Source organism: Seonamhaeicola marinus (assembly GCF_008085455.1).
Window position 1 is genome coordinate 591,132 of sequence record NZ_VSDQ01000679.1, and the last position, 13,508, is coordinate 604,639.

The window sequence follows — 13,508 nt, forward strand, 5'->3', positions numbered from 1 at the left end:
ATATTATGAAAAAGTTAGCATTATTATTTAGTGTAATATGTGTTTTGGCATGTTCTGAAAGTAGAAAAGATGCTGTTCAAAATAATGAAGAAGAACAGTTCATCAATGAACTCCTTTCTAAAATGACGATAGAAGAAAAAATTGGTCAAACCAATTTAAGAGGAACTTCTAGTAGAACTAAAGTTTTACCAGAAGAATTAAAGGAAGCTGTTAGAAAAGGTGAAATAGGAGCTTTTCTAAATGTTATGAATTTGGATTATGTAGATGAATTGCAAAGAATTGCAGTAGAGGAAAGCCCTAATGGCATACCTTTAATATTTAGTAGAGATGTAATTCACGGCTTCAAAACTATTTTTCCAATTCCACTAGGAATAGCTGCGACATGGGATACTGAAGTAGCTAAAGTATCATCTAAAATAGCTGCTTTTGAAGCATCGGGAGCAGGTATTAGATGGACTTTTGCGCCAATGCTAGATATTTCAAGAGATAGCCGCTGGGGTAGAATAGCAGAATCTCCTGGAGAAGATCCGTATTTAGCAAGCCTTTTAGGAGCTGCTTACGTTGAAGGTTTTCAGGGAAATGATTTAAGCGACCCAACACGTATAGCAGCCTGCGCTAAACACTTTATTGGGTATGGGGCAGCTATTGGAGGTAGAGATTATAATACTGCCAATATTAACGAACCGCTACTTAGAAATGTGTATTTACCTCCTTTTGAAGCTGCATTAAATGCTGGATCTGCCACAGTAATGACTTCTTTTAATGAGGTAAATGGCATACCAGCAACAGGTAATGAGTTTTTGCTTAAACAAGTTTTAAGAGACGAGCTGAAGTTTGATGGTTTTGTAGTGAGCGATTGGGATGCCTCTATTGAAATGATAGCACATGGTTTTGCAAAAGATGAAAAACACGCTGCCGAATTATCTGCAAAAGCTGGTATGGATATGGAAATGACGAGTAAATCTTATGAGCATCATTTAAAAACATTAATTGATGAGGGTAAAATTTCAATTTTGGAGTTAGACGACTTTGTTTTAAATATTCTTCGAATAAAATATAGATTAGGGTTGTTTAATAATCCATATAGGAGTAAAGAGCATACAGGCGATTTTTATGCTGAAAGCCACTTGAAAGAAGCTAAAAATGCGGCTTTAAAAAGTGCTGTTTTATTAAAAAATGACAATATATTACCTTTAAAAAAGGAGACTAAAATAGCTGTAATTGGTCCTCTTGCAAATGCACCCCATGAACAGTTGGGAACTTGGACTTTTGATGGAGAAAAAGAACATACAGTAACACCTCTTGATGTTTTTGAATCTCAGAAGGCATCATTCAAATTTGCAAACGGTTTAACGCATAGTAGAGATACTTCTAAAAAAGGATTTGCAAATGCAATCAATGTTGCAAAACAATCTGATATCATTTTATTTTTTGGTGGTGAGGAAGCCATTCTTTCAGGAGAAGCTCATAGTCGTGCAAATATAGACTTGCCTGGTGCACAAGAAGAATTAATAGAAGCGCTTTCTAAGCTAGATAAGCCAATAGTCTTAATAATAATGGCGGGTAGACCAATTTCAATGTCTAATATTTTAGATAAAACAAGTGCTGTTTTAATGGCATGGCACCCTGGAACTATGGGTGGTGAAGCATTGTACGATATCATTTATGGTATTGAAGAACCAGGAGGTAGGTTACCCGTTTCATGGCCTAAAACTGCCGGACAATTGCCCTATTTTTATAATCACAAAAACACAGGAAGACCTGCCAGTAAAGAAGAATTTGTTGGTATCAATGATATTCCTATTCATGCGTGGCAAAGCTCTTTAGGGAATGATTCGCATTACCTTGATGCCGGTTTTACACCTCAGTTTCCGTTTGGTTATGGGTTAAGCTATTCTAAATTTAGGTATGATAACCTAACTATTGCTAAAGACACTATCGGATTTAATGAAGACCTAGAGGTAAAAGTAACTATTACCAATATTGGAGAAAGAAAAAGTAAAGAAATTGTTCAATTGTATACTCAAGATGTTGTTGGAAGCATTACCAGACCCGTTAAAGAATTAAAACGTTTTAAACATGTGGTTTTGGAATCAGGACAATCTAAAGATGTGAGTTTTACCATTTCTTCTAAAGATTTGCAATTTGTAAATAGTAAATTAGTGCATAGTGCCGAAGAGGGAGATTTTAACTTATGGATTGGGTCACATGCTTTAGAGGGATTAAAAATGTCTTTTTACCTTAAAGAATAATGAAACAAATAATTATTGTGATGGGAGTTTGTGGCAGTGGCAAAACAGCTATTGGAAAAGCATTGTCCGAACGATTAGGGCTACCATTTTTTGACGGTGACGATTTTCATCCTCAAGAAAATTTAGATAAAATGACAAATAGCGTGCCTCTTAACGATAATGATAGACAACCCTGGCTATTAAAACTGTCTAAAAACCTTAAGGAATGGCAAAACTCTACTGGAGCTATTTTAGCCTGTTCTGCATTAAAAGAATCTTATAGACAGGTGCTAAATACTGATCTTAGAAACGTTTTTTGGATTGTTTTGCAAGGGGATTTTGATGTTATTATAAAAAGAATGCTATCTAGGTCTAACCACTATATGAAATCTGAAATGTTACAATCGCAGTTTGATGTGCTTGAAATACCAAACTATGGTTTTCATGTGAGTATTGAAAAGAGCATTGAAGAAATATCAAATAGTATAATTGAAGAAATACAGATACATGAGTAAATCAGAGTTCGGTGTCATAGGTTTGGGGGTAATGGGTTCCAGTATCAGTTTGAATATAGCTGATAAGGGTTTCATGCTCTCCGTTTTTAATCGAAATACAGAAGGAGAGGAAGATATCGTTTCGAACTTTCTTGCTAAAAATTCAGATTACAATAACATACAGGGGTTTACAGATTTAGAACTTTTTATTGAATCCTTAGAGCGGCCTAGAAAGCTTTTAATAATGATAAAATCGGGAGCTGCTGTAGATATCGTTATTCAGAAGTTAATACCTCTTTTGGATGAGGAAGATATTATCATAGACGGAGGTAACTCTCATTATATGAATACACAAAAAAGAGCGGGCTATTTGGCAACCAAGGGTATTCAATTTGTAGGTTGTGGAATTTCTGGTGGTGAGGAAGGTGCTAGAAAAGGGCCTTCAATTATGCCAGGAGGAAGTGCGGCTTCCTATGAAAAAATTGCACCTATATTAGAAAAAATTGCGGCAAAAGATAAGCAAGGAGGCGCTTGTTGTACATTTATTGGTAATGATGCTGCAGGTCACTTTATAAAAATGGTGCATAATGGTATTGAGTATGTTGAAATGCAATTGCTTGCCGAAATTTATGCTTTGCTGGCAATTAGGTATTCTAATGAAGAAATTTCAAATTTATTTTACGAGTGGAATTCAGGTGCCGAAGCGAGCTATTTGCTGGAGATAACTGCAAAAATTCTTTCTGTTAAAGAAGATAATGGATTTCTAATAGATCGTATTCTAGATAAAGCAGGAAACAAAGGTACAGGCTCTTGGTCTACAATAGCCGCTTTAGAATTAGGCTTGCCAAATACTATGATGGCAGCATCTGTTTTTGATAGATATGTGTCTTCATTTAAAGAGAAAAGAGAAGCGCTTTCAAAAAAAGTAGAAGCTTCTAAAGTTGAGTTTAATTTGAATATAGAACAGTTAAAAACAGCATATCAGTTTGCAAGAATTGTAAATCATCATCAGGGGTTTTCTTTGATGCAAGAAGCTTCAGATAAGTATGATTGGAATTTAAATTTTTCTGAGATTGCTAGAATATGGACCAACGGATGTATTATTAGATCTCGTTTAATGGAAGATTCTATTGCTTTATTCAAAAACTATAAAGATTACCTAGATGATGCGAGTACTTTTTACGTTTTAAAAACTAGTGAAACTGCATTAGTTGAAGTTCTACAATCTGGACTTTCTATGAGGGTTGTTTTAAACACATTTACAAGCGCGTATGGTTATTGGGTAAGTATAACTACCAAAAAATTACCTGCAAATATAATTCAAGCGCAAAGAGATTTTTTTGGTGCTCATACATATCAGAGGGTAGATGCAGATACTTCCGAATTTTTTCATACTAATTGGCAAAAATTATGATAGATTTTAATCTTGTTTTAGCCGTTTTTGTAGGTATAGCTATTCTTTTGTTTTTAATTCTAAGATTAAAAATACAAGCATTTATTGCGTTGCTTATTGCGAGTATAGTAGTTGGAGTACTGGCTGGGATGGATCCTAATGAAATTATTAAAACCATGCAAGAAGGTATGGGAGGCACATTAGGTTTTGTGGCTATGGTAGTTGGTTTAGGTGCCATGTTTGGTGCTATTCTTGAGTATTCTGGTGGAGCCGAAGCTTTATCAAATTACCTTTTGAAAATTTTTGGAGAGAAGAAAGCTTCTTGGGCTTTGGTAATTACAGGGTTCTTAATTGCTATACCAGTTTTTTTAGATGTGGCATTTGTTATTTTAGTGCCTTTAGTATACTCTTTACAACGAAAAACAAGTAAGTCTATTCTGCTATATGCTATACCCTTATTGGCTGGTATGGCAGTAACTCATTCTTTTATACCGCCAACTCCGGGACCAGTAGCCGTAGCTGATATTTTAAAAGCAGATTTAGGTTGGGTTATTTTATTCGGGTTTATTACTGGAATACCAGCAGCAATAATAAGTGGTCCTATGTTTGGCAAGTACATTTCTAATAAAATTTATGTAGAAGCTCCAGAAATTAATATTGAAAAGACTGAAAATACCAAGTATCCCGCAGTAGGTTTAATAGTGTCTATTATTGGAATTCCAATTGTGTTAATAGTTGGAAATACAGTATTAAACAGTCCGTTGTTTTCGGAAGATGTTATTCCTAGTGATGTTAAACTATGGCTTAAAATGATAGGCCATCCGTTTACCGCTTTAATAATAGCTAATTTATTAGCGTGGTATTTCCTGGGTTTAAGACGAGGTACTAAAAAAGAAAAGTTGCTAAAGATTACTACGAAATCTATGGAAGCTGCTGGTATTATCATCTTACTAACTGGAGCTGGAGGTGTTTTTAAGCAAATGTTGGTGAATACCGGAACCGGAGAAATGTTGGCCAATTATTTTGCAGATAAAGGCATTAGTGTGTTAGTATTTGCATTTTTAGCAGCAGCAGTTGTTAGAATATTACAAGGGTCTGCTACAGTTGCCATGATTACTGCTGCTGGATTAACTGCACCATTGTTAACTGCTACAATCTCAGATATCGATAAAGCGTTATTGGTTATTGCAATTGCCTCTGGTGCCTCAATACTGTCACATGTTAATGATAGCGGATTCTGGTTAGTTAGTAAGTATTTAGGAATTACAGAAAAACAAACTTTTAAAAGTTGGACCGTAACAACTACAATTATTGCTCTAGTTGGCTTTTCAACCGTTATGATATGCTCGTTAATTGTCTAGAATCTCAATGCATTGTAAATTATCATTGTTTTTGGCTGCAATAACATACTTTTTGTGATTTATCATAATTTCTTTGAGGTCTTTGACATCTCCAGGAACGTAAAAACCACTTTCTGATGTAGAGATAGCTTTAAAACTCCCTTTGCCATCACCTTTTAAAAATAAACCATAACTGGCATCGTTTCTTGGTGTTTCTACTTCAGAATTATATAAATTTCCGGCAATTAAAGCATCTAAATATCCGTCTTTATCATAATCATTAACTAGGATGCCATTAATACTTGAAAACTGACTTTCTATTGGTAGTTCATGAATACTAAACGTTCCATTATCGTTTTCTAAATAGATACTGGCAAATGATTTTACTTGATAATGCAATGCATTTTCAAGATGCTCTTTACCATAAACATCAACAAGTGTTGCCTGAGAAAACTGATCGTAATTTTTAAATTTTCTTTTAATACCAGGTATTTGTTCCGAAGAACATTGGCGACCTCTTAGAGGGTATTGTTCGCCTTCATTGTAATAGCTCAAAACAATGTCTTGTTTCTTGTTATTGTCAAAGTCGTTTACATAAATATCAAAAGTTTCATCTTTCGTGGCTTTGTACTTATAATTTAAGCCATTGTTACCAATAATATAATCTGTATCACCGTCACCATCAAAATCTCCTTGGTTGATGCTCCACCACCAGCCTGTGGTATCTTTTGTTAATCCATAAGCTTCAGAAACATCTTTAAAGACACCTTTAGAATTCAAAAAAACTTTAATTGGCATCCATTCCCCAACAATAATGATATCCTGCCAAGAATCGTTATTAAAATCGGTAATAACAGCACTTGTTGCCATACCTAAATTTTTAAATAAAGGAGCATTTGCATCGGTCTCATTTTCAAATTTTATAATGTTATCGTTTGAAACATTTTTAAGTAAATAGCTCGAAGTTGGAGCCGGATATTTTCCTGGCACTTGTCTACCTAAAACAAGCAGATCCTTTTTTCCGTCTTTATTGTAATCTAGTTCTAGAACCTTTGAACCACTCGAGTTGAATTTTGGTAAGGCATTTGTTGATTTACTAAAATTACCTTTACCATCATTAATATACAATCTATCCTGAAGCATTTCTGATTTTTCGGCATATTCATAACCACCACTAACAACATAAAGGTCTACATCGCCATCATTTTCGACATCAAAGAATAGTGCTCCTATATCTTCCGATAGTTTGTCTTTTTCAATATCAGGAATAGCCTGTTTTACGAATCCGGAAGTATTCTGCAAATAAAGACTTGCAGATAAACCAAATGAACCACCTATAAAATAATCGTCTAAACCATCACCGTTAATATCTGCAATGGCAAGTGCTGGTCCTAAAGTTGACATTTTATGTGGTAGCAATACTTGCGTGTCAAAATCATTAACATCGTTTTCAAAATGTTTATGATTTATAGTGTTAAGAGAGGTTGAGAATACCTGTTTATCATCTGTGATTCGGGTATTTTTAGCATTAATAGCATCCTGTTTCTGAATTACTAATTCTTGATTTACCGATATGTTATTAAGAACTTGCTCGCTTCCATTTTGCCATATAATTTTTAAGCTGTCTATTGCTTTAGCAGTTCCTAAACCAAAATGCAGTTTTGGTGCTACCGAAGATTGAAAACCTCTTGAAAGTGTTAATTCTTGTATTTGAGTCTGGTTTTTAGTGTATACATAAACACGATTTCCCAAACCAAATTTGTTCGAAGTGCCACCATTAAAGGTAATTTGTAGATAATTATTTTTAGAGCTGGTATTTTCAAAAATAGAAGCTTCCTCATCAATATTATTTACAATAATTTCTAAATCTCCGTCATTATCTAAATCGGCATATGCAGCACCATTTGAAAAGCCTTTATGTTCAATTCCCCAAGCTTTATTAACACGTTTAAAGCCCAAATCTCCATTGTTTTTAAACATGAAGTTGTCTATTTTTTCTGAAGGAATCATGTTTGTTTTTTCTAAAAGCGTATACTTGTCATAGGCTTCTTTTCCAATTTTTTTGAAGAAGTCTTTATTGTTTACTTCTCTTCTGGTTCCGTTAGTTACAAAAAGATCTTTAAGTCCGTCATTATCAAAATCTGCTAATAATGGTCCCCAACTCCAATCTGTTGATGAGGTGCCAGACAGTCTTGAAATATTTGAAAACTTGGGAGTGCCATTTTCCGAATATCCAGTGTTCAACTGAAGGTTGTTTTGCATGTATTGGTAGTGAAATCCATAAAGCACGGTTTCATAAAATAACCGCGGATTCATGCTTGCCATATTTGCTTTTTGACGACGGTTGTTATTAGAATCCATATCCACTTGAAAAATATCTAGTAAACCATCATTATTAATATCGGCTATGTCAATACCCATACCATAGAAGGCAGTTTGGGAGGTGGCTTCTTTTATGACTTCTTTAAAAGTACCGTCTTTGTTGTTTATGTAAAAGAAATCTGGAATACTATAATCGTTAGAGACATATAAATCTTGCCAACCATCGTTATTTATATCTGCAGCTGTAATTCCAAGAGAAAAACTATAGTTTTGTACGCCTGCTTCTTCCGTTACATTGGTAAAAGTGTCGCCATCATTTCTAAATAGCTTATCAGATTCGTGAATAGATACATTATCCATTCTATTTTTATAAACCATGTTAGATGTTGAAGGGTGCGCTATTGGGTAATTGGCAATATAAAGATCCAAATCACCATCGTTATCATAATCAAAAAATGTTGCTTGTACGGAGTTGGCAGTATCGTCAATATTATAAGCTTTACCTTTTTCGGAAAACGTAAGATCTCTGTTATTAATGAAGAGTTGATTGTTTTTAATACCATCTTTACCAGCAACAGAACAATATATGTCTAAGTAACCATCATGATTTACATCTGCCATTGTTACGCCTGTATACCATCTACTATCTCCTGCAACGTTGGCACTATTAGAAATGTCTTGGAATTGTAAGTTCCCTTTATTGAGGTACAGTTTATTAGGAACTTGATTCCCTGTAAAGAAAATATCATCTAAACCATCATTATTTATATCACCAACAGCTACGCCTCCACCCATGTATATTGAAGTATACAGGAAGTAATTTAGAGAATCCGTTTCTTTTAAATTATTGCTAAAGTGAATGTTCGAGTTACTAGAAGAAAGCGTTTTAAAAAGGGTGTCATTGGTACTTTCTTCTGTTTTAGAAGAACAACTAACTATTAGTGCAAGACTTAATATAAAAATGACCTTATTCATTGAATTAAATATAAAAAATAAAGCAGCATGAATTAAAAAACCCATGCCGCTTTTTTCTAAGTAAAAAAACTAAACAAAACTACTCGAAATTAGTACCCAGGGTTTTGGTCAGCAACTGTTAACTCTGAGTTTTTATCAATTTCTGTTATTGGAATTGGGAAAACATCATTGGTAGTGGTATATCCAGTACCTGCCAATTCTGTGGACGTTTTACCCCAACGAACTAAATCCCAAAAACGTTGTCCTTCAAATGATAATTCCAAATATTTTTCATCTACTATGGCTTCAAACAAATCGTTACCAGCTAATGTTGCACTAACATCTGCTAATCCTGCTCTATTTCTAACCTTGTTTAATTCTGTTCTGGCATTAGAATCTTGCCCTGCTTTATTATAAGCTTCGGCAGCCAATAATAATACCTCGGCATAACGGAATAATCTAAAGTTTGTACTATAGTTAAGCTCTCTTACACCACCTTCGCTAGTGTCTTCGGCTTTTGTTGCATACTTAATTCTAATAGCACCCTCATAATCCCAAATAGAACCACCAGTTGCAGCAGAAGGATCTACGGCACCTCCAGCAGCAATAAGTTCGGCTTCGGTCATTAATGTTGCACGTTTTCTAACGGTATCTCCAGCATCATCAAAAGCTGTAGCTAATTTTGCAGTTGGTAAGTTAAAGCCCCATCCGTTTATTAGACCAGTACCTGTAAGATCAAAAATACCATCACCACGAGGCCCCATTAATTGAATGTGAAGGTTACTTTCGTTACGTCCTCCCCAAGCAATGTTACCCCAGTCTCTTGCTGTTGTTGAAACAAAACCTAATTCAAATAAAGATTCTATACCAAACTCATTGTTAATACTCCAAACGTCTGATGGATTAGGTTCTAAATCATGAGCAGCATTTGAAATTACACTTTGAAAAAATGGAATAGCATCTGAGTATTTTTCTTGGAAAACAAGAACTTTACCCATTAAAGCTTCTGCTGTACCTTTAGAAACTCTAAAGTTGTCTGCTAATGCAGATTTATCTGCTAAGTGCGCTATAGCGTCTACCAAATCACTTTCTACTTGGTTATAAATTTCGGCTCTGGTAGATTTTGCAATTCCAAAATCTTCTGCACCTTGAGGTACTGTTAACCTTAAAGGCACATCTCCGAACATAGTTGTTAGCTCAAAATAGCACCAAGCTCTCATAAATTTAGCCTCGGCAAGGGCTGTGTCTTTATTACCTAAACTACTGTCTTTAATGTTTTCTATTACTAGATTAGATAAGGCTATGGTTCTATAGTATAAATCCCAAATACTAGCAATTGAAGCGTTTGATGAAGATACATCTGCATAATCGTCAATATCCTGTAATTGCTGTTGGTCACCAGAGTTTCCTCCAGCGGCATTAGCATCATCACCAGGTAATAGCTTTACGAAATAAGCACTATGCCAATCTCTACTATAATTATGTTGCATTAAGTCATAGATACCAATAATGGCAGTTTCTACATTGGCTTCATCAAGAAAGTATGTGCCTAGATCTTCTACGTTTAACCTAGGATTGGTTGTAAAATCGTCATCACACGAAAATATCCCAATAAAGGCAACGGCTATAAATGTTAAAATTACTTTTTTCATAATTGTTTTTTTGTTTTAAAAGTCTAACGATAATCCAAAAAGAGCTTTGGCGGCAGTTGGATAAAAACCTCTGTCAACACCTTGTGAATTGAAATTAAAGTTTCCAATTTCAGGATCTAAACCATTGTATTTAGTAAAAGTGAAATAGTCATCTAAAGATACGTAAACTCTAAGGTTTCTAATTTTAGCCTTATCTAGCAATTCATTTGGAAAAGTATAACCAAATTGAATTTGTTTAATTCTCATATAAGAACCATCTTCTACAACTAAATCTGTGTCGTAAGAGTCAATTACATTGGCTGCTCCAGGGAAACTAGCATTATCACCTGGTTGTTGCCATCTGTTTTCGTAAAACTGAATTGGTTTGTTTGTAATTGGTCTTGAAGGTTGATGATACGTAGAGTAAATATCGTTACCAATAGACCCTTGAAACTGTAGGTTGAAATCCCAAGCTTTATAGCCAAGATTAATATTTCCACCAAATAAAACATCTGGATGCGGAGAGCCAATCATGGTTTTATCTGCATCTGTAATTGTTCCATCCTCGTTGGTATCTACCTTTATGATTTCACCTGTTGCAGGATCAATACCATCAGTTTTAAATCCGTAGAAATACCATGAAGGTAATCCTTCTGTAAATCTAGTAACACCATCTGCATTTTGTGGAGCACCAGCACCAATTAATGAAGCGCCTTCTGGTACGAATAAAATCTCTGTTACTTTATTTTTAAGCGTAGATAGGTTGGCACTAATGTTATATCGTAAACCACCTTCTGTGGTATCTCCATATCCTAATTCAAATTCAAAACCTTTATTCTCAATAGTACCTGCGTTAAACTCGTTAGATACAAAACCGGCAGAACCAGGTGTAATTAAAGATCCGTTGTTTACAATGGCATCTCTAGTGGTTTTTTTGTAGTAGTCTGCCGTAAATGAAAGCCTATTATTAAATGCTCTTAAATCAATAGCTAAGTCTAATTGTTCGGAAGTTTCCCAAACTAAATTAGTATTGGCGTAACCTGTAATTTGAGCACCAGTATTACCAAGATAATCAATGTTTAATCCATTAATTATAGTAGTGATAAATGTTTTATCTGAATTACCAGCTAAGTTAGCTTTACTACCATTTTGTCCCCAACTACCTCTTAGTTTTAAGTAATTGATTTTTGAGTCTGAATTCCAGAAATCTTCGTTCGATATAACCCAACCTCCAGAGAATGCTGGAAATACACCAGTTTTATTTGCTGATGGGAATTTGTCTGAGGTATCAGATCTTAATGATGCTTCAAAAAGGTATTTACCAGCAAAGTCATACGATATTCTTCCATAAAGCGAAACAAGGTTGTCAAAGAAAGGATCAATGTTGTTTACTTGAGCGTTAAACCCTGGTAAGTTAAAGTCCCATCCTGTAAAATCATCAATGGCTACAGATCCACTTCTAGAAATGTTTGTATAAACATCGCGATCTTCAGAAGAATAACCTGCTAATACTTTTAGGTTGTGTTCTCCAAAAGTTTTTTCATAAGTCATGAAATTTTCCCATAACCATCTTCTTGTTTCTACCACACTTTGAGAGCCAGTATATGCTGTATTAGCAGCTTCAGAGGATACAAAATATGGGTTTATTGTTGTTCTTGTATCCGTTTCGCCTTTATCAAATCCGAATCTAGACGTAAAATTAAGACCTTCAGAAAGTTTTAGTTTTAAATACACCGAAGCTAAGAACTGATCTGTATCAAAATTAGTTCTATTAATGTCATTGGCATAAGCTACTGGGTTAATAACCTCACCAGTTGAGAAACTAGGGTAACCATAAACACGACCACTGCTATCAGTTAATAGCGGCACATTATTATCGTTTGCCCTATCAATTACATCTTGAGGAACTTGACCATCAGGATAGGTTACAGGTGTTAAAGGATCAATAATTAATGCATTTTGAATTACACCTCTGGTATCACTATTTTCCTGAATACCATTTCTATCTGAAAAAGAATAGGTAGCATTACCGCCAACCTCAATAAAGTCATTAATTTTTCCTTTTAGGTTAGCACGAACCGTTGTTCTTTTAAAATTAGAATTCTTTTTACCCACTATACCATCTTGGTTTAAGTGAGATGCAGAAACGTAATACGTTAATTTATCACTTCCTCCTGAAACGTTAACATCATATCTCTGAAGCGGTGCAGAAGTAAAAGTCTCATCAATCCAATTTGTATTGTATCCATTATCTGTTACGGTACCAATACCTGCCTCATTCATGTATTGAACGAACTGGGAAGCATTCATTAATTCCATACCAGTGTTTACAAATTGAGTACCTAATTGTGTGTTGAATGACACTCTTAAGTCTCCAGATCTACCACTTTTAGTTGTAATAATTACAACACCATTAGCCCCTTCGGTACCGTAGATTGCGGCAGACGCAGCATCTTTTAAGATTTCAATATTAGCAATGTCTGAAGGTGCAATATCTGCAATAGAAGAGGTTTTCATACCGTCTACAATGTAAAGCGGTTCTGAATTTCCACTAGAACCAGCACCACGAATTCTAATTTGTGCTCCTGAACCCGGTGAACCAGAAGAAGAAGATACGGTAACACCAGATGTTCTACCTTGCAGTACCTGCTCTATTCTTTGGTTAGAAGAAGTCCCAATGCGTTTACTGTCAATACTAGAAATAGCACCAGTTACTAAGCTCTTTTTCTTAGTACCGTAACCTACCACCACTACCTCGTCTAAAACGGCAGTGTCGTCTTCTAAAGAAACGTTTACAGAGGCTTGCCCTGTATAACTAATTTCTTGAGTTTGATAGCCAACAAAAGAGAAGACTAATACGTCTCCATTATTGGCGTTAATTTCAAACTTACCATCAAAATCAGTAACTGTACCAGTGGTAGTGCCTTTTACCAGAACGTTAACACCTGGAATTGGTAAGCCCTCCTTGTCTGAAACAGTTCCTGATACTGATTGCGCATAAATGACGCTTCCTAGTAATAGAAACATTGGAAACATCAACTTTTTAAGTAATCTGTTTTTCATAAAGTTTAGTCAGTTTGAGTTATATTATGTCTTATTTACCAATTATTAAAACACATAAATAATAAGAAATAGCAATAGGG

Annotated in this window: 7 protein-coding genes; 4 read left to right on the forward strand and 3 right to left on the reverse strand. The window is 34.9% G+C overall.

The window, feature by feature from the left end; all coding sequences use genetic code 11:
- Positions 1 to 5 precede the first annotated feature (5 nt).
- Genes FUA24_RS13750 through FUA24_RS13765 form a run of 4 tightly spaced genes read left to right on the forward strand, consistent with a single transcriptional unit; the run spans position 6 to position 5,479 of the window.
- The gene (locus tag FUA24_RS13750) at positions 6 to 2,252 is read left to right on the forward strand and encodes a glycoside hydrolase family 3 N-terminal domain-containing protein (protein WP_148543267.1); all 2,247 of its coding nucleotides are present in this window, start codon (positions 6 to 8) and stop codon (positions 2,250 to 2,252) included.
- Entirely contained in the window at positions 2,252 to 2,746 is a 495-nt protein-coding gene (locus FUA24_RS13755) for a gluconokinase (protein ID WP_148543269.1), read from the forward strand. Before FUA24_RS13750 ends, FUA24_RS13755 begins: the two co-directional genes overlap by 1 nt.
- On the forward strand, positions 2,739 to 4,139 hold the full coding sequence (gene gndA / locus FUA24_RS13760) for an NADP-dependent phosphogluconate dehydrogenase (protein WP_148543271.1): 1,401 nt from the start codon (positions 2,739 to 2,741) through the stop codon (positions 4,137 to 4,139). The genes FUA24_RS13755 and gndA overlap by 8 nt, the downstream gene beginning before the upstream one ends.
- Complete coding sequence (locus FUA24_RS13765; RefSeq protein ID WP_148543273.1) at positions 4,136 to 5,479, forward strand: GntP family permease; 1,344 nt, start codon at positions 4,136 to 4,138, stop codon at positions 5,477 to 5,479. The genes gndA and FUA24_RS13765 overlap by 4 nt, the downstream gene beginning before the upstream one ends.
- Here the strand turns inward: FUA24_RS13765 and FUA24_RS13770 are convergent.
- From FUA24_RS13770 to FUA24_RS13780, 3 genes are all read right to left on the reverse strand, one after another.
- The gene (locus FUA24_RS13770) at positions 5,468 to 8,755 is read right to left on the reverse strand and encodes a VCBS repeat-containing protein (protein ID WP_148543275.1); all 3,288 of its coding nucleotides are present in this window, start codon (positions 8,753 to 8,755) and stop codon (positions 5,468 to 5,470) included. The two genes, FUA24_RS13765 and FUA24_RS13770, sit on opposite strands and share 12 nt — an antisense overlap.
- Before the next feature lie 89 nt (positions 8,756 to 8,844).
- The gene (locus tag FUA24_RS13775) at positions 8,845 to 10,386 is read right to left on the reverse strand and encodes a RagB/SusD family nutrient uptake outer membrane protein (RefSeq protein WP_148543277.1); all 1,542 of its coding nucleotides are present in this window, start codon (positions 10,384 to 10,386) and stop codon (positions 8,845 to 8,847) included.
- 15 nt (positions 10,387 to 10,401) lie between these two features.
- Positions 10,402 to 13,428 (reverse strand): SusC/RagA family TonB-linked outer membrane protein, encoded by a 3,027-nt coding sequence (locus FUA24_RS13780; protein WP_148543279.1) that lies wholly within the window; start codon positions 13,426 to 13,428, stop codon positions 10,402 to 10,404.
- Positions 13,429 to 13,508: the final 80 nt, after the last annotated feature.